This window comes from Acinetobacter sp. RG5 (genome assembly GCF_031844265.1).
Classification (GTDB): Bacteria; Pseudomonadota; Gammaproteobacteria; order Pseudomonadales; family Moraxellaceae; genus Acinetobacter.
This window is the reverse complement of the sequence record NZ_JAUZUV010000002.1, coordinates 210,565-232,368: the sequence shown is the minus strand read 5'-3', so window position 1 is coordinate 232,368 and position 21,804 is coordinate 210,565. Positions and strand designations below refer to the sequence as shown.

The following is a 21,804-nucleotide window of genomic DNA, read 5'->3' as shown; positions in this document are numbered from 1 at the left end:
ATCTGTATTAAAAATCAGCATAATGGATTCCGCATAACCATAAAAAAGATGCAATGCATTATAAAAAATCAAAGATTGGCGGCTGGGAAGCTGAAGCATAAGGTGCGGAGCATCGAATAAAAAGGAAAGAGTGAGATGACTCAGATAAAAGATATATTTAAATTTCGCAAAAGTTATTTGGCGATGACAATCGGTTTCAGCCTGTTGCCTTCTGCACATGCGATGCAGGAATTATCAGATTCTTCTCTTTCTGACACCACAGGTGAGGGTGTTGCGCTCGTCCTTGATGATTTTAAAATGGTGTTTCAAGGTCCTAAAGATCTTTCTGCAGGTTCCAGTTACGCCAGAGAGATTGCAAATCCGGGGCAGGCGGATACAGGATTTATTCGTATCATTCCGACTGGTGAAAATTACAACCAACTTGGGCAGCGTGTATACGACAAAGTTTATAAATCTACATATGATAATACTTTTCATGTTGAAAGAACGCAGAATTATGCAACTGAGTATCAGCAAGCCTTTGGTACCTTAAAAACTGATTTTTATAATAATAACTATAATACGATTAAGAATACTCATGATACACAAACAAACCGAGACGCATTTAAGCAAGAATTAGTCGATTATTATTATAATACAGACTTTATGAAAGCCTATTATGACCAACGTCGTGATGATTATTATAATGGAGCCGGTAAACCCGCTTTAATTCAATATAGTCTAGTCGATGATGGCACAACAATGTTTGATCACTCACCGGGGAATCTAATTGGTTTAGATAATAAGGCCAAAACAAATACATTGGAAATGATTGACCTTCTTTATGGTAAGGATGCGACGAAATCAATTCCTTCAACTGAATGGAGTACGACTGTTGATAGACAAAATATTATTGGAGCGATTGTAGATGCAAGAATTCTTGCACTAATTAAAGCAGACTACGATAAAAAATTGGAAGCTGCTTTAGCCGGAATAATGAAGGATGCAGATAGTGCTGCTATGGCTGAAATCATTGCTAGAGCAGATCAGGCTGCTAAAACTGAAGCTGCTAAAAGCTCTGTGAGCACTTTAAGAACTAAAGCCGATGTATTTATTTATGGTCTGGCATTATCGAAAAGTGATGGTTCTTTAAGCACACGATACAGTAATCAGGGTTTCAGCTGGGGATCAGCAGATAATCCCTGGTTATTTCGGGCAGGAACTGAAAACGTCAAACAGTTTAAGGACGCTGCTAAAGATGTAGGCTATATTGCTTTGGAGGCCCCATTAAGTCCAATCGCAGGGGTTGAAAGTGATAATAATATCAAGCTGGGCTTCTGGAGTGATATTTTTGCACGTGAGCTTAACTCCTCGAATGCTGTAGATCCTATAACAGGTGGGCCAATATCAGGACTTGATACGGATTACCGATTAAGAACCCAATTTGTTGCCAATGGTCTGAGTTTTAATGGCTCGCAAGTTCGGTTATTTCAAACCTTAGAATCTGACAATAAGAATTACAGCCAAACATTGGGTATGGCGAGTATTGTTCGTCTGAATACCAATGATCGACCAGAAACTCTAAGCAGTAGCGATAGTAATCTTAACAGTAAAGGTATTCGTCTCAGTACCGCAGCAAAAACAGATGCACTTGATGGTAATGTTCCAACCCCGGCCTTGAATGGAAGTGATGCTCCTATATTTCATGATTCTGAGGGTTTATATCTCTATAGTCCAAATATTAACTTGGTGCTTGGTAATATGTACCAGCCTTTCGTTGTCGGTTCAGAAGGCAATAATATTATTTTAGAAGTGACACGTATTCCCAATATTCCTGCTATTTATAATCAAATTTATCAAAATTATGGGGGCGGATTGGGTACAACAGATTTAAAGGGTTCGACCTGTAATGTCTATAGTTGTGGTACACCGATTAAAAATAATGCATCAGATACCACCGCACTTTATCAAGGGCGTAATGCGACTCACAGTAGCATCTCAATAGGGACTACAGAACGTATCTCAGGGACAAATATGCTGCGCGCCAAGGATGGTGTGAATTCAACAGGAATCGTATTTAAAAATACTGATGGTATAAGTAAGAATTTTGGATCTGCTGTCATTGATGGGGTCCTGATTCAGCATCTGAAAATTAGAACAACTGGTCTATAAGGAAGTATAAGAATGTCCAAATTAGTAACACTCTGTGCATTATTATGTACCTCTATGACCAGTTTTGCCGGATTGGAAGCCCTTGATCAGCAAGCATTAACCAATACCGTGGGGCAAGGCGGAGCAGATCTTAACTGGACTTTATCTTTAAACCATATTTATGCGACAGATTTAAGTAAAGATAAAATTTCTCGGCTTGATGGAAGTGGCAACCCGCTCGAAGTATTTTATGTTCTAGATCCCACCGCTTGTGGAGCAACAAAACAATTTTGCCGTCTGGCAATAGTGCCGAATAACCATGTCGATGCCAATGGAAATAAAAAGTGGTTAGTCTTTAAAGGCATTCAAGGCACGATTCAGATTGATAAGTTTTCAATTGATGGTACAACCATCATTAATCATCGTAATGAACCACAAACGGCGATGCAAATTACCTTTTATGATCACCAGCCTTTAAAGATCCGTAATTTAGGCTTTAATACAGTTTCCATTGAAACGGGTACAGGTGCTGGCGCCTTGGAAGGTTATGCCAATACAGGTGTTTATAGTACGTATACAGGGCGTACCTATAATGCCGATGGAACTTATACAACCGCGCCCCAAGATGTTCCTTCGTTTGATCAAGGTGCTGAAAAAGGATTTATGGGGTTGAACATTCATGGAAATCTGCATATGTCAGGCAATTTGAAAATATTTGGTTATAACTGTACAGGTGGGGCACAAAGTCGTTGTTAGTAACAACGTCAAATACAGCATAAGGATATAAAAATGAAAAAAACAACAATAAAGTTGAAATTGCTAACGGTATGCATGTGTCTTATACAACAAGGTTATGCACTTGAAACTATTGAAGAGCAGGAATTGAGTGAAGTCACTGGACAAGATGGTATGGTGATTACTCATGAAATCTCTAAAGCCAGTATTGCTCAAGCCAATTGGTATGATCCAAATCCAACTGCCAATACTAAAATGGGCTTAGGTCTACATAATGTTGAGATTATTGGAAAAGATAATAAACCAATCATTAGTCAACTTGAAATAGATGTAGGTGCCACTTCACAAGGGGCAGGACTTCGGCTAGCTGCAAGTGTTTCACCCTTTCAAGCCACTGCAGATTTAAAATTGGTAAAGATCGCCTGTACGACCAATCCATGTAGTCAATCTGCGAATAGTATTCGGACTACGGGTACTCAATCTAATCAAACTTTGGGTGGATTAGGGATTAGTACCTCTACACCGCTTAGTGTGCTATTACAAACCAGTGCAGGTCTATTTAATAAAGATTCAATTGCCAGTATCGATTTTCAACTTAAAAATGCCACGATTAGTCATAAATTAGGCGAAAATAGTCTGATTTTGAATGACTTTAACTTTAACTTCGCGGGTCAAGGATATATGTACATTGACCCGGATGAAGGCGTGGTACTCACCACACGAAATGGCAGTCAAGATCATTATGTGGATCTAAAGCGTGCTGAAGATATTACTGATATCGCGGCTGGCCGGGTTAATCCGACCAATCCAGGGGTTAATATTGACCTGCGTTATAATACGCCAAATAATGAACGCAAAAATATTATGCGTTTAGGAGCTTCGGGTGCAGTCACTAACGCAAGATTATCCATGAGTGCAGATCAAACCCAGATAGGTACTTTTGATGTTAGTAACAAGGTGAATGGTGTACTAGAACGTCAGGACAAAGCTGCAACAGGTTACAGTGGCCTGGTCGGAGAAGGTGGGTTGAATCTAGGCTTGTCTGCAGATTTTACAGGTACTAATAGTACCGGGCTTCCAGCAACTATGGCACCTACAACACTTGAGATTGGTCATACCGGTAAGGGAAGCCATGCTGTGCAATTCTCCAAGCTCAGACCCTTGACTACACGTAATGCTGCCGGTGCTTTACACGGTAAAAATGCTTATATCGACTTTGGAAATATATATATAAATACTATTACTGCAAAAAGTCTCGATTTCATAATCAATGAAAATATGCAAAAGACTTTAGGTAGTAGTAGCACTGTACTTAAACAGACACTCAGTACCACCACGAATGGAGAGGATTTTGCCTATATCGCCGTACGTGGAATGGATTTTCAGTCCATTGCTGCTAAAGCACGTTTCATATCAGATAACTCTTTGGCGGAAATTGGTGGCGATGGTGGTTCATGGGGAATCGGTATTCCTATTTATAATTTAAATGCCAATGTTGCCTTGTCTGGAACGACTTATGGAACAAACAATAAGCAAGCAATTGCGTATAACATTATGGCATCTACAGAAGGCTATGGAATTGACAAGAAAACCGGTTTACCAAGCACAACCTCGATTATATTGATTGATGGTAAAAATGGCGATCATGGTGAGGCTGTTAACTATTATGCTGGTTTTAGGAATATCGATGCTTTGATCAAGTCGGAAGGGATTATTAGTTATAAAGATGAAGGTATTTATATTCGTGCCGATAAACTGCTGATTGGAGCTAAAGCTGAGCTTGCGATTGGTCAATTACCAGGATCTAAATATAATTGTACCAATGCATCGGTCACTAAATGCGGAAGCTATGTGCCTCATGATAATTTTTCTAAACGTGATGATGTCCTGACTAATATTGCTTTTAAACTTGATGGAAACGGCGAGCTCCTCATCATTCCAGGAGTGGATCCGACCAGCGATTCACCAGATACCAACTTCCTGTCATTTGATGCAAATTTTAAGTTTAGACCCCTTACCGCAGAAGAAACTGCAAACAAAGATAATCTAGGTAGCTATTTTAGTATCGCCAATGAAGATATTGATTCAGCCGGGGTATTAAAAACTTCGTCAATTAACTTTAACCGGATGGAAGGTCATTTGGGTGTCAAAGCAAAAGTTCGTGTTAGTGCAGATACAGTGACTTTGGATAATCAGGTCAAATTCAATTATGAAAATAATATTGCAACACCATTTAAAACCAATTTTGCCATGGCGACCAATGGCAATATGCAAAACATGGCAAGTATTGCACTGACGGGTGGAACCATACGTAGCACGATGGGAATCACACCACGTTAATAAGAATATAAGGACGTTAAAATGAAAAAAATATTTTTGAATAGTCTGGCTTTGGCAATGTGTGTGATTACACAGCAAAGTTTTGCAATGACAGCTTTAGATGATGACGCTTTATCTGCAGTTGATGCGCAAGCATTATTAAATCTAGAAAATGCTTATGATTCATCTCAAGGGATTAACTTTCATAAGCTGAGCGTTGAGGCTTTGATGGAGTTGAACGTTAATATTAAAACTTTACAGCTCGGTTGTGGTGGAAGTAACGGTGGAACAGGCTGTGATATTGATATTTCCAACTTAGCATTAAGTGGATTGAATCCCAGCTTTGATGCTGAAGGGAATCCTGTCTTTTCCGGTGATCGGGCTAATACTAGTGCCAGTATAAATAATCCTTTTATTGAATTTGCGATTAAAAATGGCGGAAGTGCCTCTACCCGAGAAGTAGTGGGTTTTCGCTTAGGTGCAGATAAAATTGTCGGGCTTTTGACCATGGGAACTGATAACGTTGAGAATCCGAATGATGGTCTCAAAAGTTTTAGTGGCTATATGAAAATGGCGCAGACTACGGGCGAGTCTGTAACAAAGGCCGGAACTTTCGGTAATGCAAGTGATCAAAAAATTCAAGGGAATTTAAAGGCCTTGGGGCAAACACGTGAATTTATTAGTAAGCCTGGTGCTGAGGGCCATACTGGAATTACTGTGCCTTCCATGCGGGTGGACTTTACCATGCCTGAGACTATTGTAACTGGACAACGACTAAAGTCGGCAACTGTGACGAATATTCGTTCCAGTATTACCTCGATTCCTTTGGCAGCGCCTATATCTGGCGCAACTTTGCCAAACGATGTAATTGGTACACCAAATTTCTCAAATGATAAACTATACGTGGAGTTCGACCCATTAATTGACTTTCTTAATTTGGGAACTCATTCTTTCTTTCAAATGGGGGCCGGTTCAAGTCTGGATAATCTGAATATGGACATTACCTTTGTCCAGGCTTTGAACATGATTCATAATATTCCTTTAAATGGTACAGGCGGCTATTTATCTTTACAAAGTCAAAATGTACATTGGCAAGGAGCAGATGCAGCTGATATTGCCAAACCAGGTTGGTGGATGTCTTTTAAAGATCCGATCCAACTAGGGGTATTAAAAACCACAGATGAAGTGGATATTTCATTTGTATTACCTCAAGTTGCCACAGCTATTTCAGAATTCCTGTTACGTCCTGAAAATTTGATTAATGTAAATGTAGGTGAAGCTGTAGGTTCGCTTGCAAATGTGCCAGTCGTACGTAAATTAAATATTGATGTCGGTCAATTTACTAACTACAATGGTGGAACTCCCGCAACCTTAACCTTAATGGATAAGTTGCTACAAAACCAGAATGTGACTTCAAACTGCTTTGGTGGGCATAAGTTCTGCTAGTTTATAGCCATAAAAAATCCCGCATTACGCGGGATTTTTTATAAGAGAGCGAAATTATTTAGCAATCTTCGCCAATAATTCTTCTTTCGAGATATTTACTGATTCAGCATCACGGCGGCCTTTATATTCAAACGTCCCCGCATCTAAGCCTTTTTCGCCAATTACAATACGGTGTGGAATACCTGTCAGCTCAAGATCAGAGAATTTCACGCCCGGACGTTCGTTACGGTCATCAAGTAATACGTCAAAACCTGCAGCTTGTAATTCAGCATAGAGTGCTTCCGCAGCTTCCATAGTTCGTGGAGATTTGTGTGCATTCATCGGCACAATGGCAACTTCAAACGGTGCAATGGCAGTTGGCCAGATAATGCCTTTCTCATCAAAGTTCTGCTCGATTGCAGAAGCTACTACACGCGTTACACCAATACCATAACACCCCATTGTTACAGTGAATGGTTTGCCATCTTCACCCAAGACTTTACAACCTAAAGCTTCAGAGTATTTTTGACCCAACTGGAAGATATGCCCCACTTCGATACCACGTTTGATTTGAAGCGTACCTTTACCATCTGGAGATGGGTCACCTTCAGCCACGTTACGTAGGTCATAAACTTCAGTGAACTGTGCATCACGTTCCCAGTTTACACCAGTTGCGTGTTGATCTGCTGCATTTGCACCCGCAACAAAATCAGACAATACGGATGCTGCACGATCAACAATGACGGTGATACCTTTTTCGACCAGACCTTGAGGACCAACAAAGCCAGCAGTTAAGCCAAGTGCTTGAAGTTGTTCTTCAGTAGCAAATGTTAAAGGTGCAGCAATTAAAGGATGTTTTTCAGCTTTAATTTCATTCAGTTCGTGATCGCCACGAAGGAATAATGCAACGACTGGTGCCTCTTGACCTTCTTTCGCTACAACCCCTTGAACCAATAAGGCTTTTACTGAATGAGCAGGGTTCGTACCCAAGAATGCTGATACATCTGCAATGGTTTTTTGATTTGGTGTATCTACCAGTTTGAGTTCTTGTGTAGGTGCCGCACGTTCACCGACAAGTACTGCTTCTGCCATTTCAATATTGGCTGCATAGTCAGATTCAGTCGAAAATGCGATATCATCTTCACCGCTTGAAGCCAGTACGTGGAATTCGTGAGAACCTGAACCACCGATTGAACCGGTATCTGCTTGTACTGGACGGAAATCTAAACCAAGACGGGTGAAGATTTTGCAGTAGGCTGCATACATGTCGTCGTAGGTTTGTTGCAGTGATTCCTGGTTGGCATGGAAAGAGTAGGCATCTTTCATAATGAATTCACGTGAACGCATTACGCCAAAACGTGGCCGAATTTCGTCACGGAATTTGGTTTGTACTTGGTAAAAGTTTGCAGGCAATTGCTTGTAGCTTTTTAATTCGTTACGTGCAAGGTCAGTGATCACTTCTTCATGCGTCGGACCGAGAACAAATGGGTTGCCATGGCGGTCGTTGAAGCGTAAAAGCTCAGGACCGTATTGTACATAACGACCTGATTCTTCCCATAAAGATGCAGGTTGAGTCACCGGCATATAGACTTGAAGTGAACCGACTTTGTCCATTTCTTCGCGAACGATCGCTTCAACTTTATTTAATACGCGAACGCCCATCGGCAACCAGGTGTATAGACCTGAAGCCAACTTACGAATCATACCGGCACGAAGCATCAGCTGATGGGAAATAACCTCAGCATCGTTCGGGGTTTCTCTTAACGTTGCAAATAAAAAGCGACTCGCGCGCATGGAAACTGTCCTAAAAAATTAAGCGTTAAAGCAGGGATTATACAATAAAAAATGAGGTGAGCATTTGGGAATGTCACCTCATTGTGTTGCATTAAATTATGCCATGATTTTACGTGCCTGACGCAGCATAAAATTCTTAAAGTCATCCAGGTAAGTAAAGATCACCGGCACCACCACCAGGGTCAGCAGGGTAGAGGTAATTACCCCACCAATCACCGCATGCGCCATCGGTGCACTTTGTTCCCCACCTTCACCTAGCCCTAGGGAAAGTGGAACCATGCCCATAACCATCGCGCTGGTGGTCATCAGAATAGGACGCAAACGGGTTTTACCAGCGGCAATAATCGCATCATAACGATCTTCGCCGCGATCCATGGCCTTCTTGATGAAGTCGATCAGCAGAATCGCATTCTTGGTCACCAGTCCCATCAGCATGATAATGCCGATAATCGAGAACAGGTTCATGGTGGAATTAAACAGGAACAAGGCCAGAAATACGCCAATCAGCGACAATGGTAGTGAGGCCATAATTGCCGCAGGATGGATAAAACTGTTGAACTGCGAACCGAGCACAATATAGATAAATACAATCGACAGGGTAATCGCAGTCAGGGCATAACCTGCGGATTCTGCCATGTCGGCATTGGAGCCTTGAGTATCGAAACTATAACCCGGTGGCATATCAAAATTTTCTTGCAAGCGGCTGATATCCGTACCAATGTCGCCTGCAGGACGTCCTGAGGTATTGGCCTCGACTAGCACTTCACGTGCCAGATCACGTCGATTAATCTGCGAGGCACCGAGTTTTTCTTCAAATTTGGCCACGCTCGAAAGCGGAACCAGAATTGGTTGATTATTGGCATCGGTTTTATTTGAGGTGATATACATATTCTGTAAATCGCTAGGCAAGCTGCGCTGGTCTTCGGTCAGGCGCAGATTCACATCATAGGTTTCACCTTTTTCATCCTGCCAGGTCGTGACATCATCACCGGCAATCAGCGGACGCACTACATTGGCAATCTGATTGACTGATAAACCTAAATCACTGGCCAAGACGCGATTAATCTGTACATCAAGAGTTGGCTTTGGTTCTTTTAATGAAGTTTCCAGATCGACAATGCCATTAATTTTCGCCATTTCCGTCATAAAGCGATCAGAAATTTTTTGCAGTTCATCCAGATCAGGACCTTTGATCGAAATCATGATCGGCTTCTGACCGCCTGAAACGGTTTCATCGGCGGATGCCACCGAGGTAATGCTGATTCCGGCAACCGATTGCAGACGCTGGCGGAATTCATTATTTAGCTCATTCAGGGTCTTTTCACGTTCAGTACGCGGCGTCACGGTCACCCGTAAACTGACATGGTTTTTACCGCGGTCGGTTGCACTATTAATCACCGCATAGGTGGCTTTGACATCCGGATGTTGCCGAATAATCTGATCCACCTGCTGCAGTTTGGCTTGTGAATATTCAAGCGATGAATCGACCGGTGTTTCAAACTTGATCCGGATTTCACCTTTATCCGGAACCGGTACAAATTCGGTGCCGATCAGTTTGGACAATCCCAGAGCACCAAATAATGAAGCGATAGCAATTAATAAAGTAATCAATCTGAAGCGCAGTGCCAGTTTCAGCAATTTTTCATAGACATGGCTTAAGTTATCCAGCTTGCTCGAGATCCAGCTAAAGAAACGTTTCACCCGACCTGGTTTTTTATTTGGATCTTTTTTCTTTTTTGCCCAGTGCGCAGAAAGCATCGGGTCCAGGGTAAAGCTGACAAACATCGAGATCAGAACGGCCATACTCACCGTGACCCCGAACTGGTAGAAGAAACGACCAATAATTCCGCCCATAAAGGCCACAGGCAGAAATACGGCAACAATGGTCAGTGTTGTGGCCAGAACAGCTAAACCAATTTCTTTGGTGCCATCGAGTGCAGCAGTCACGTGATCTTTGCCCATGTCGGTATGCCGGACAATATTTTCACGCACCACAATTGCATCATCGATCAACAGACCAATACTCAAGGACAGCGCCAGTAAAGTCATCATATTGATGCTAAAGCCAAAGGCCCAGATAAAGGTCAGCGTACCCAAGAGTGCAATGGGTAGGGTCAAACCGGTAATCACAGTTGAACGGAAAGAGCCTAAAAATAATAGGACAATCAGCACAGCCAGTACCGCACCTTCAATAATGGTGCGGGCTACATCGCCAATGGTGCCGCGGATACTTTTGGAGGAATCTACCACTACTTGTAAAGTAGTGCCTTGGGGAAGCTGCGCCTCAATACTTTCTAAAGTTGCATAGCTCTTGTCGACTACTTCAATGACGTTTGCATCTGAACTACGCAAAATATCAATCGCAACTGCAGTTTTGCCATTCAAAAAGGCAGCCGATTCCAGCTCTGCCTGACTGTCTTGAATATTGGCCACTTGTCTGAGGAAAATCGGTACGCCGTTTTTATTGGCAATAACCAGATCGCCGAAGGCGAGGGGATGCAGTACTTTGGAATTGATTTCAATGACCAGTTCCGAATTACCCGATTTAAGCGTCCCCCCCGGGACTTCAATATTCTCGGCCTTTAAGGTGTTAATCACACTGTCCACACCAATGCCAAAGGCTTGTAGTTTTTGTGGTTCCACCTGAATCCGGATCTGGCGCTGCGCATCACCCAGCAGGTTGACCGTTCCGACGCCCGGGACTGTACGCAATTGTGGCACAATTCGCTGATCCAGATAGGAACTGAGCGCTTTCACATCCATATTGTCGGATTCAAATACGATCGACATTACCGCATTCGCCGTCGGGTCATAACGTTCTACAATCGGCTCCTGAATCTCATCACGAAATTCAGCAGTTACAGAAGCGATTTTATCCCGCACGTCCTGAGCTGCTGTGGTAGATGTCACATCCAGATTAAATTCAGTGGTGATGATGGACAGGCCTTCACTGGACTGGGAAATCACCTGTTTCAAACCGGAAATGGTATTGATCTGATCTTCGAGTTTCTTGGTGATTTCCGATTCAACCGTTTCCGGAGAAGCGCCCGGATAGTTGGTATAGATCACCACAAAAGGGAAATCGACATCAGGAAATTCTTCAACGCCCATCCGCTGCCAGGAAGCCAGTCCCAGTACCATCAAACAGAACATCATCATGATGGTGAAAACCGGATACTTCACACTAATTCGGGTAAACCACATGTCAATGATCCTGTATGAATGGTTTTAGTTGGCGCGAAGGGTGACAGTTTTTTGCAGATCGGCTTCGCTAAACTTAACCCGGCTGACCTGATCACTATTTTCTAGTCCTTGAACCACGGCAATGTTGTCGCTATAACGCTGTTCTAGTACCTGAACATTGACTTTGATAATTTTATTCTGGCGTATTATCCAGACATAAGGTTTATTCTGAATGTCTTGAATAGTATCTAATGGAATCAGCTGGCCAGAAATCTGTTGTGAACTCAGAATGTTGCCTTCAACGAAGGAGCCGATACTTAGCGAAGGAATGGTTTCATTCGGCGTGGCAAAGAATTCGATCTGGCGACTGGCCTGATCTGCAATGGGGGAAATCCGGCTAATTACGGCAGTGAGCCGATTTGGATTACCTTGAATGTTGTATTCGACCTGACTGCCCAGTCTTAAACCTGATTGCAGATCACTAGGTACGCGTGCTTGAATTTCCAGCCGTTTCGGATCGACAATTTCAAACAGGGTTTGTCCAATGGCAACGGTTTGACCCGGTTCAACCTGACGTTGCGTAATCACGCCACTGATCGGACTGGTCATGGTGCCATCACGATCGGCTTTCTGGGCAATATCGACATTGGCTTGCTGGGCGCGGACATTTTCAAGCTGGGCCTGATAATCGACCTGACTTTGTTCATATTCTACTTTTGAAATAAACCCCTGATCGAGCAGACGCTTTTTACGCTGCATCATGTTGTGCGCCTGATTGGCTTGCGCTTGAGTTGAGGCCAGATTCGCACGCGCCTGTGCCAGACGAGCTGCATTGTCCTGATTATTCAGGCGTACCAGCACTTGTCCCTTGGCAACTGTTTGACCTACCTGTGCGTTTACGCTGGTGGCAGTAGCAGAGACCTGTGCTTGTATGCTGCTTTGATTGACTGCACGAATGGTGCCGGTGAATGCAGTTTTTTGAACTGAATTGCCAGATTGAACTGCAACTAGATCTTGAGGAATGACTTCAATGGATTTGGGTGTTTCGGTTTGCTGGACGGGTTCATTTTTATCACAAGCCACTAAAAACATATTTAAGCAAAGTGCACTCATGATCAGGATAGAGCGCGGGGAAGGCATATTTAAATCATGAGAATGCTGTGCAGTTTGCATAAGAGTCCTTTTAGCTGGCTGTGAATCAAAACCACAACCAGCTATTTGTATTTATTCAAGTGCTTTTAAACGGGCGATAATTTTGTCGTATTCTGCTTCCAGATTTCGATAGCGACTTTGTAAAGACTGAATATTTTCTTTTTGGGAAACGAGATTTTTCTGGTTGTTGTCTAGCATGGTTTTTAGATGTGCCGGTGTGGTTTTACCTTTACGTAAATATTCACGTTCCTGACGTACGAACATGACCCGATCTTTTTGCAGTTGCTTCATTTGTTCTTGCTGAAAATCAATCTGTTTTTTTAACTGGACCAGGCTATCGTTTTTTTTCTGTAAAGCGGTCTGGCTATTGCTATAAGCACGCTTGAGTTTATGATCTTCGGCAATCCGCTTAGCCTGTTGAGCACGCTGTGGCGCCTGTCTGATATCCGCTTCGGCATTATAAGGACGCGCACGTTTAATGACCTGCATATTCTGGTCAAGTGCTTCATAACCATAACGGATATGATTTGGTGTGACGTTAGTACTGATATTGGCCACACCCTTGCTGTCATAATAACGATACCAGGTGGCTTTTTGCGGGAGTTGGTTGCTACTCGCGCACGTTAAGCTCACCTGTAACAGTAGCAGCACAACAACAATGAATTGACCAGTCATTTTATTTTTATCAATGACAGCAAGTTTTCTTAAAAACTGACTCATCATTGGCTCCCCGAATTTAAAGTTGACTAAATTACTTATTTTAAAGTAATAATCTTGTTATGTTAGACTTAAATTTATCAATAAAAAACTACCGTTAGTCAAAAAAAAACCAATAACGATAAGAAAATGTGAAGCTGTTATTAAAAATAAATGATTTTGTCTACTTGTGTAGAAAATGTTCATTGATAATACAAGTGACTTTATGTTAAAAATGTTTATCGATCGTAATAAAATAATCCTATGAGCCTTATGGCATATAGTTTCTAAAATGGGAAGGGTTAAACAAATGGACGATAAATTCCAAAATCTAAAAATTATGGTTATTGATGACTCAAAGACCATTCGTCGTACTGCGGAAACTCTTCTTCAACGCGAAGGTTATGAGGTCATTACTGCAGTAGACGGTTTTGAGGCTTTGTCAAAAATTGCCGAAGCAAATCCAGATATCGTTTTTGTAGATATTATGATGCCGCGCCTAGATGGTTACCAAACCTGCGCCTTAATCAAAAACTCTCAGAATTACCAGAATATTCCTGTGATTATGCTATCAAGTAAAGATGGCTTATTTGATCAGGCCAAAGGTCGTGTCGTGGGTTCAGATGAATACCTGACCAAACCTTTTAGTAAAGATGAATTGCTCAATGCAATCCGTAACCATATTAGTGCTTAATATTTGATTTTTTTGGGGAATTGGCATGGCACGTATCCTAATTGTGGATGACTCACCGACAGAAACTTTTCGCTTTAGAGAGATTCTTTCTAAACATGGCTTTGAGGTGATTGAAGCAGCCAATGGCGCAGATGGCGTCACCATGGCACAGGCAGAATTGCCGGACCTAGTTCTGATGGATGTGGTTATGCCGGGTGTGAATGGTTTTCAGGCAACCCGTCAGATTGCACGTGGTGCAACGACCAAACATATTCCAATCGTGATTGTCAGTACCAAGGATCAGGCCACTGACCGTGTATGGGGCAAGCGTCAAGGCGCAGCGGATTATCTAACAAAACCAGTCGATGAAAAACAATTAATAGATGTAATTAAGCAGCACCTCAATGCAGGATAAGCTCTATGGCAGCAAATGGATTTATCGAATTGCTTCGCATTGCGAAACGGGGGAATAAAAACTACGTTTCCAATGGCAATGAAGTTAACCGATGGTCGGGCATTGCTTTTGAGATGATGGGGCAATATTTTGTTGCCCCGCTGGGGGAGGTATCAGAAGTGATTTATCCCCCAGAATATACGCCGGTACCCAAGACACAAGCATGGGTGTTGGGTCTGGCGAATATCCGGGGAAGACTGTTATCGGTTTCTGATCTGACGCAGTATGTATCAGGGCAGAGCAGTCAATTTTCACCGACTCAAAAAGTATTATGCATCAACCATAATGACCAGTATGTGGGTTTGGTCGTAGATCAAGTTTTGGGTATACAACATTTCAATAAGAAAAGTTTCTTTTCGAAGAAATCTGAATTGGATAAAAACTTACAAGAATATTGTCAGGGGTTTTTCCATCAGCACAACCAGCAGTGGCATGTGTTTTTATTCAGTCGTCTGTTGCAAAATCCAAAATTTATGAACGCATCTATAAAATTTATAAATTAAATGTCGCGCTCGAAAGTAAGCAAGGCGTCAACCGGGGAGAGGCTGCATGGGCTTTAAACTTAAAAAGAAAAATACAGGTGAGAGCACTGGCCGCAAAGGCGGTAATGCTTTTTTAGCTAAGATTCAAACGCAAGTAGATCAGTTATCACGTGTATTTGGTGATAGTGAAAAATCAAAACCGCTGATCTATGGAGCAGCAGGCTGTCTTTTAGCCGCACTGATCACTTTATTGTATCTTTTTTATAGTGTTCCACGTACCAACGAACTCACTCAAAGTCTGGGTGATTTGCGTCTCCTCTCGCAAACGATTTCGCGCCAAGCGACTGAAGCGACAGCTTCGGGTACGCCTGAGGCCATGAAGAACCTCACTGACTCGCAAAAAGCTTTTGCTGAAAATCTTGAGACAGTTAAAAGTATTCACTCTAACAATGATGCTTTGCAAGCTGTTGATAAACAGTGGACAGAAGTATCCAGCAGTATTGATCTGATTACCTCGCAACAAAAGATTATTAACCAGTTATACGACACCAACATCGCGATTGGTGAAGCGATTCCGGGGATTCAGGCGGAATATAACTTGATGGTCGACCAGATGGCACGTCAAGATATGCCATCGAACCAGGTGGTTATTGCCAAAAACCAGGTATTCATTGCAGAACGTATCTTACGTTCAATCAGTTTGGTACTGACAGGTAATGATGGTTCACGTGAATCTGCGGATGACTTCAGTGCCGATACCGAAACTTTTGGTTCTTATCTGAATGCACAGTTAAATGGTTCTGCTGAACTGGGTGTACAGCGTATTGCTGATCCAACCCTGCGTGAATCTCTGGAAGGCATCAAGGCTGAATATGATGACGTACTGGAATCTGCATCAGCGATTATTCTGAAAAACTCTACACAGATCGTAAAAGTTCGTCAGGCAGCCGCATCTATTTTTTCTCAATCTGATGTGCTTTTGGACAACCTGAATAAATTATCGGGTAACTCAGGTCTTAAAACGGTTGTTCCGGCAGTCCTTCTGATCGCATTATTAGTCGGTTTCTTGCTGTGTGTATTCAAGTTACTTTCTCTGCGTGGCTTGTCGGATAAGCAGCGTGTAGGCCGTTTACAAGAAGAATATGACCGTAACCAGAATGCGATTTTACGTTTACTGGATGAGATCGCCGATCTTGCAGACGGTGACTTGCGTTCATATGCAACAGTATCTGAAGACTTTACTGGTGCAATTGCCGACTCGATTAACTTTGCGATTGACCAGTTACGTGACCTGGTATCGCGTATTACTGAAACTTCACAAGAAGTTGCGCAATATACTGCAACTACACAAAGCATTACCAACCAGTTAGCTGAAGCATCTGAGCATCAGGCACAAGAAATTGCTGGTGCTTCTGCAGCGATTAACGAAATGGCACTGTCGATTGACCAGGTATCTGCCAACGCCGATGAATCAGCGGTGGTAGCAGAGCGTTCAGTACAAATTGCTGCAAACGGTGCGGATGTCGTACATCGCTCGATTGAGGGTATGGACACGATTCGTGAACAGATTCAGGAAACTTCAAAACGTATTAAACGTTTGGGTGAATCTTCTCAGGAAATTGGTAACATCGTAGCCTTGATTAACGATATTGCTGACCAGACGAACATCCTGGCATTAAACGCAGCAATTCAGGCATCGATGGCCGGTGAAGCAGGTCGTGGTTTCGCGGTCGTAGCCGATGAAGTACAGCGTCTTGCGGAACGTTCAGCTTCTGCAACCAAGCAGATTGAAGGCCTGGTAAAAACCATTCAAACGGATACGAACGAAGCCGTTATTTCGATGGAACAAACTACATCGGAAGTTGTACGTGGTGCGAACTTGTCTAAAGATGCCGGTGTAGCACTAGATGAGATTCAAACAGTATCGAACAACCTTGCGAAACTGATTGCGAACATTTCTGATGCTGCGAAACTGCAGTCAGCATCTGCAGGTCATATTGCGACCACGATGAATGTCGTACAGGAAATTACCTCGCAAACCACCAGTGCAACCTTCGATACAGCACGTTCAGTATCTGAACTGGCAAACATGGCCGATGCATTACGTGAATCTGTATCTGACTTTAAACTACCAGAATAAAGTCAGACATGATGGGGAAATGTGTCTTGACCGCGGTTGAGACACATTCAGAAAATACAGATAAAGCCTCGACAAGATGTACTTAACTTCATACGTTAGGTATCGCGTGACGGTCACAATTAAGTTTGAGCGCCCTTCTTGGCGGCATAACGTAAGAAGCATGAGCTATGAAAGAAATATTAAAAAATTTAGTTGAAACGACAACGCTTCCTGAAGATAGTTATCTTGACCAAGATGCAGAAATTCTTGAAATTTTTGTTGAGGAAATCGAAGAGATCTTCGTTGAGTTAAATGCTTTATTTCCAGAATGGTTGAGCAATCCAGATCATCAAGAAAATCTGAAGACCATTCGCCGCCATTTTCACACCCTGAAAGGTTCAGGCCGCATGGTCGGGGCAAAATCGGCAGGGGAAATGGCCTGGGCGGTTGAAGATACCTTAAACCGGGTTTTGTCCGGTTCGATTCAGCTAACACCGACGGTACAGAAATTTGCCCAAGCGGTACTGAATGTCTATCAATATGCTTTATATCCAAAATTCAAACATGTACAGCAATTGGATCTCGATCTGCGTCCAATGGTGCTGTTGGGACAACAATTACAACAACAAATTTCGCCTGAACCTGCATTGGAAGAATTACTGGCATTGGCAGATCATTTGACCGCTGAAGGTCAGATGACAGGTCTTGAGCTTGCAGACAATGAGCCAAGTGAAGTTGAGCTAACAATAGCGCCAGTAGAAGTACCGGTTCGCAGTGATATCGAAGAAACCGTGGCGATCTTTATCGAAGAAGCAGAAGAGCATCTGGAAACGATTGCCACCTTCCTTCGCACTGAAGATGAAAAATCACAAGATTATAATGCGTTGATTCGTGCGATTCATACCTTGCGCGGCAGTTCATCGATGGCGCAGATTGACCAGATTTTTGAAGCTAGTTCTAAAGTAGAGCATCTGTTCAAAACCTTGCTACAAGATGAAATTGTCTCAACCTCAAAAGAAACCGCTTTACTGATTCAGTATGCTGAGTTTGTCAGTGACTATCTGCATTTGCTACGTCAGGGCAATACTGCAAAACTGGATGCGGTATATGCCACCTTTGAGCGTGTCTGGAATGATTATGGCTTTGCAGTTACTGAAACCAATAGCATTCAGACGCAAGGTTTGGTGTCTAAACTGGTTGAGCTGGATATTGATCTGTTATTGGATGCCGAGTTTGAATTTGATAAACGCGCCCAAGTCGATTATCCGGAATATATTCAGGCACTCAGCCAGCAGGCTGCAGAATTGCTGGCACATACAGAAAGCCGGGCAGCGCAAGGCATTCATGAATTCACTGCCGACCTGAAATTGGCTTATGATGCGCTGCTTGAAAAGCCAGTGCTGCTAAACAGCGATTATGCTTATGAACTGTTCGCACAGGCGCATCAGGAATTTATTCATTTATTTGATACCTTGGCCGCAGGACAGCGCGTCATTCTGAATGATGAGATTCAAAAAATACTCAGTGAACTGTCTGCATTTGTGCAGCAGGATCTCGAGATATTTGCTGAAGATACTAGTAATCAAAATATTGAGCTAAGCTCAGAGGCCACACAAGTGGCTGAAACTGTCGCGACAGGCAGTGTCGATTTTGCTGGTTTGAGTCAACGCATCGCTGCAGATCGTCAACAGCAGCAAAGTGCTGAAACCAACCGTTATTTTGATGAAGAATTATTAAGTATCTTCCTGGAAGAAGCGGATGAACTGCTCGCAGGCATTGATGAAGATCTGAATACCTGGAGCAAAAAACAGGACGATACAACCTCGCTGAATAATCTGATGCGTCATTTGCATACCTTAAAAGGTGGTGCAAACATGATCGCAGCATCGCATATCGGTTTGATTGCGCATGAACTGGAAAGTATTTATGAGCGGGTGATCCGTCAGCAAATTGCCGTGACACCTGCTTTAATCCAGATTATTCGTCTGGTTCAGGACAACATTTCCGATCGTATTCAATCTATTCGGGAAGACGGTATTGATTATCCTGCACCAGAAGCGATTGCGATTCTGCAAAATATTCAGGCATTGGTTTCTGGACAAGCTGTTGCTGCTGTGGAGAGCGCGAACACTGGAGTTAAAGTTACAGAGGTCGAAGCGACATCAATTCCTGAACCGCAACTTGAAGAGTCAGCAACGACTGAACAGCCTGCAACTGATCTGGCTGAAGCTGAAGAATTACTGGAAATCTTGGAATCTCCTGAGGCCACTGAAGACACACCAGTAGAACGCTCTGAAGAAGACGAACTGAAATCGATTGTTGAAGAATCTTTCCTTGAAGAATCCGAAGAGATTCTGGCGAATGCCGAGAAGCTCCTCAATCAATGGTTTGATCAGCGTAGTGACCGTAGTTTATTGCTGCAATTACAGCGTGCTGCCCACAGTATCAAGGGTGGTGCACGTATGATTGATGTTGAAGAAGTGGCCAGTATCGCCTATGAGCTGGAAACAACTTTCGAACAGTTTGCGGTCTATCAATTTAACTCGAATGCCTATGATGGCTTATTGCAGAAAACGCTGGTCTGGTTAAGACAGGCGATTTTCCAGCGTGACTATAACGGTTTTGAGCCGCTGCACAGCAGTCTGAAAAAGATTGCTTATGTGGACGTTACTGCGCAATTGCCTGAGCGTCTGGCGAAAACAGATAATCTGGTGGTCAGTACCGACTTCGGCTTTGTTGAAGGTGATGGTACTGAGCCGCCACAGATGATGGGTGAGTGGGCGAATAGCGGCACCAGCGATAGCAATAACGAGATGATCCGTATCTCTGCTGATCTGGTCGAGAAGATGATTGACCTGTCCGGTGAGAACTCGATTAACCGTTCGCGTATCGAGATGGACTTGGGCCAGCTGGGCAATACCTTGAACGAGATGGAATTGGCGATCAAACGTCTTGCTGATCAGTTACGTCGAATGGAAGGCGAGCTGGAATCACAGATTATTGCCAAACACGGTTCAGAGAACTCGCGCTATGCTGACTTTGACCCGCTGGAAATGGACCAGTATTCGTCGCTCAACCAGCTGTCTAAATCACTGGCAGAATCTGCATCAGATTTGGTCGACTTCAAGAGTACACTGGCCGACAAGATTCGCGAAACTGAAGGTCTGTTATTGCAACAATCCCGTATTCAGGCCGAGATTCAGGAAAGCCTGATGCGTACCCGTCTGGTTCCATTTGATCGGATGTTGCCGCGTTTACAGCGTATCGTGCGTCAAACCTCGACCACCTTGAACCGTCCTGCAGAACTGATCGTACAGAATACCGAAGGTGAACTGGATCGTAACATTCTCGAGCGTCTGGTCACCCCATTTGAGCATATGCTGCGTAACGCGATTGACCATGGTCTGGAAGATACTGCAGATCGTATCGCACTGAACAAGCCGGAAGTCGGTTCTATTGTATTGAACATCAGCCGTCAGGGAACCGATGTAATCGTGTCCTTTAGTGATGATGGTAAGGGGATCGATGCGGAGAAGATTCGTGAAAAAGCGCTGAGTCTGGATCTAATCAAAGCGGATCAAGTCATTGATCAGGAAGAAATCCTGCAATTTATCTTCCATCCTGGTTTCAGTACCGCGAAAGCAGTGACCCAGATTTCTGGTCGTGGTGTCGGTCTGGATGTGGTACAAAGCGAGATCAAATCACTGGGCGGCCATGTGTCAGTGAGCTCGGAACTGGGCAAGGGTACGGTCTTTACGATTCGCGTACCGACGACCGTAGCGGTCAGCGATGCCTTGATGGTGAAAGTGGGCGATCAGCAATATGCGATTTCTCTGGCGCAGATTGACCGAATTGTGCGTATTGCACCGACCACATTGGAAAGCTATTTCAACAGTAAAGATGACTATTTCAAGATCGATGGCGCAAACTATAAGCTGCGTTATCTGTCTGAGTTTGTTGGCAACCAGCCGATTCCACGTCTGAATAATGTTGGTCATTCATTGCCGGTGCTGTTGATTAAAGGTAATAGTGGTCAAACCATTGCCTTGCTGGTCGATCAGTTGGTCGGTTCACGAGCGCAGATTGTAGTAAAACCGATTGGACAGCAGTTTGCCAACGTCGGGGTAGTGGCCGGTGCCACGATTCTGGGTGATGGTCAGGTCTGTCTGATTCTCGATGGACAGAATGTTGCCCGCCAGATTCAGGCGACACAGCGTGTCAAACAGCTGAATGATCAGCGTGATGGTTCGCGTAATTCAAATGCACGTCGTCTGGTGATGATTGTCGATGACTCGGTGACTGTACGTAAAGTGACGTCGCGTCTGCTTGAACGTCAAGGCTATGATATTGTCACTGCCAAAGATGGCGTAGATGCGATCGAGCAGCTTGAAAACGTCAGACCGGATCTGATGTTGCTGGATATCGAAATGCCACGTATGGACGGTTTCGAAGTGACCAATCTGGTTCGTCACCATGATATTCACCGTGACTTACCGATTATCATGATTACCTCACGTACCGGTGAGAAGCATCGTGAACGTGCATTCAGCTTGGGTGTAACGCACTATATGGGTAAACCGTTCCAGGAGGCGGAACTGCTGGCCAATATCCAACAACTCATTGCTGAAAAACAGGGGTAATA

13 protein-coding genes are annotated in these 21,804 nt (G+C 43.4%); 9 read left to right on the top strand and 4 right to left on the bottom strand.

The window, feature by feature from the left end; genetic code table 11:
• The first annotated feature begins 135 nt into the window (after positions 1-135).
• From Q9R21_RS03790 to Q9R21_RS03775, 4 genes are read left to right on the top strand one after another with little or no spacing between them, the layout of a single operon-like run.
• A complete protein-coding gene (locus tag Q9R21_RS03790; RefSeq protein ID WP_311203762.1) occupies positions 136-2,151 on the top strand; it encodes a hypothetical protein in 2,016 nt (671 codons plus the stop codon).
• A 12-nt stretch (positions 2,152-2,163) separates the two neighbouring features.
• The gene (locus Q9R21_RS03785; RefSeq protein ID WP_311203761.1) at positions 2,164-2,886 is read left to right on the top strand and encodes a hypothetical protein; all 723 of its coding nucleotides are present in this window, start codon (positions 2,164-2,166) and stop codon (positions 2,884-2,886) included.
• A 33-nt stretch (positions 2,887-2,919) separates the two neighbouring features.
• Positions 2,920-5,205 (top strand): hypothetical protein, encoded by a 2,286-nt coding sequence (locus Q9R21_RS03780; RefSeq protein WP_311203760.1) that lies wholly within the window; start codon positions 2,920-2,922, stop codon positions 5,203-5,205.
• A 21-nt stretch (positions 5,206-5,226) separates the two neighbouring features.
• Positions 5,227-6,630, top strand: coding sequence for a hypothetical protein (locus Q9R21_RS03775; RefSeq protein ID WP_004645847.1), 1,404 nt, complete (start codon positions 5,227-5,229; stop codon positions 6,628-6,630).
• Positions 6,631-6,684: 54 nt separating this feature from the next.
• Here Q9R21_RS03775 and Q9R21_RS03770 read toward each other — a convergent pair whose 3' ends face one another.
• From Q9R21_RS03770 to Q9R21_RS03755, 4 genes are all read right to left on the bottom strand, one after another.
• Positions 6,685-8,403 carry a proline--tRNA ligase gene (locus tag Q9R21_RS03770; RefSeq protein ID WP_311203759.1) on the bottom strand — a complete coding sequence of 573 codons (1,719 nt, stop codon included), beginning with the start codon at positions 8,401-8,403 and terminating at the stop codon, positions 6,685-6,687.
• Positions 8,404-8,499: 96 nt separating this feature from the next.
• A complete protein-coding gene (locus Q9R21_RS03765) occupies positions 8,500-11,607 on the bottom strand; it encodes an efflux RND transporter permease subunit (protein ID WP_311203758.1) in 3,108 nt (1,035 codons plus the stop codon).
• Between the two features lie 24 nt (positions 11,608-11,631).
• The gene (locus tag Q9R21_RS03760) at positions 11,632-12,759 is read right to left on the bottom strand and encodes an efflux RND transporter periplasmic adaptor subunit (RefSeq protein WP_005247846.1); all 1,128 of its coding nucleotides are present in this window, start codon (positions 12,757-12,759) and stop codon (positions 11,632-11,634) included.
• A gap of 51 nt (positions 12,760-12,810) precedes the next feature.
• Positions 12,811-13,458 carry a hypothetical protein gene (locus tag Q9R21_RS03755; protein ID WP_005247844.1) on the bottom strand — a complete coding sequence of 216 codons (648 nt, stop codon included), beginning with the start codon at positions 13,456-13,458 and terminating at the stop codon, positions 12,811-12,813.
• Positions 13,459-13,744: 286 nt separating this feature from the next.
• On the opposite strand from Q9R21_RS03755, the gene pilG reads away from it, so the two are divergent.
• From pilG to Q9R21_RS03730, 5 genes are all read left to right on the top strand, one after another.
• Entirely contained in the window at positions 13,745-14,128 is a 384-nt protein-coding gene (gene pilG / locus Q9R21_RS03750) for a twitching motility response regulator PilG (protein ID WP_004280711.1), read from the top strand.
• A gap of 25 nt (positions 14,129-14,153) precedes the next feature.
• Positions 14,154-14,522 carry a response regulator gene (locus Q9R21_RS03745; RefSeq protein WP_004280710.1) on the top strand — a complete coding sequence of 123 codons (369 nt, stop codon included), beginning with the start codon at positions 14,154-14,156 and terminating at the stop codon, positions 14,520-14,522.
• 5 nt (positions 14,523-14,527) lie between these two features.
• Positions 14,528-15,064 carry a chemotaxis protein CheW gene (locus tag Q9R21_RS03740; protein WP_004280709.1) on the top strand — a complete coding sequence of 179 codons (537 nt, stop codon included), beginning with the start codon at positions 14,528-14,530 and terminating at the stop codon, positions 15,062-15,064.
• Positions 15,065-15,110: 46 nt separating this feature from the next.
• Positions 15,111-17,183, top strand: coding sequence for a methyl-accepting chemotaxis protein (locus tag Q9R21_RS03735; protein ID WP_005106253.1), 2,073 nt, complete (start codon positions 15,111-15,113; stop codon positions 17,181-17,183).
• A 167-nt stretch (positions 17,184-17,350) separates the two neighbouring features.
• Positions 17,351-21,802, top strand: coding sequence for an Hpt domain-containing protein (locus tag Q9R21_RS03730; protein WP_311203757.1), 4,452 nt, complete (start codon positions 17,351-17,353; stop codon positions 21,800-21,802).
• Positions 21,803-21,804: the final 2 nt, after the last annotated feature.

Excerpts from the sequence above, each read along its gene's own strand:
- pilG (WP_004280711.1), top strand. The coding sequence starts at position 13,745 with ATGGACGATAAATTCCAAAATCTAAAAATTATGGTTATTGATGACTCA.
- Q9R21_RS03755 (WP_005247844.1), bottom strand. The coding sequence starts at position 13,458 with ATGAGTCAGTTTTTAAGAAAACTTGCTGTCATTGATAAAAATAAAATG.
- Q9R21_RS03765 (WP_311203758.1), bottom strand. The coding sequence starts at position 11,607 with ATGTGGTTTACCCGAATTAGTGTGAAGTATCCGGTTTTCACCATCATG.
- Q9R21_RS03735 (WP_005106253.1), top strand. The coding sequence starts at position 15,111 with ATGGGCTTTAAACTTAAAAAGAAAAATACAGGTGAGAGCACTGGCCGC.
- Q9R21_RS03730 (WP_311203757.1), top strand. The coding sequence starts at position 17,351 with ATGAAAGAAATATTAAAAAATTTAGTTGAAACGACAACGCTTCCTGAA.
- Q9R21_RS03785 (WP_311203761.1), top strand. The coding sequence starts at position 2,164 with ATGTCCAAATTAGTAACACTCTGTGCATTATTATGTACCTCTATGACC.
- Q9R21_RS03745 (WP_004280710.1), top strand. The coding sequence starts at position 14,154 with ATGGCACGTATCCTAATTGTGGATGACTCACCGACAGAAACTTTTCGC.
- Q9R21_RS03775 (WP_004645847.1), top strand. The coding sequence starts at position 5,227 with ATGAAAAAAATATTTTTGAATAGTCTGGCTTTGGCAATGTGTGTGATT.
- Q9R21_RS03790 (WP_311203762.1), top strand. The coding sequence starts at position 136 with ATGACTCAGATAAAAGATATATTTAAATTTCGCAAAAGTTATTTGGCG.
- Q9R21_RS03760 (WP_005247846.1), bottom strand. The coding sequence starts at position 12,759 with ATGCAAACTGCACAGCATTCTCATGATTTAAATATGCCTTCCCCGCGC.
- Q9R21_RS03770 (WP_311203759.1), bottom strand. The coding sequence starts at position 8,403 with ATGCGCGCGAGTCGCTTTTTATTTGCAACGTTAAGAGAAACCCCGAAC.
- Q9R21_RS03780 (WP_311203760.1), top strand. The coding sequence starts at position 2,920 with ATGAAAAAAACAACAATAAAGTTGAAATTGCTAACGGTATGCATGTGT.
- Q9R21_RS03740 (WP_004280709.1), top strand. The coding sequence starts at position 14,528 with ATGGCAGCAAATGGATTTATCGAATTGCTTCGCATTGCGAAACGGGGG.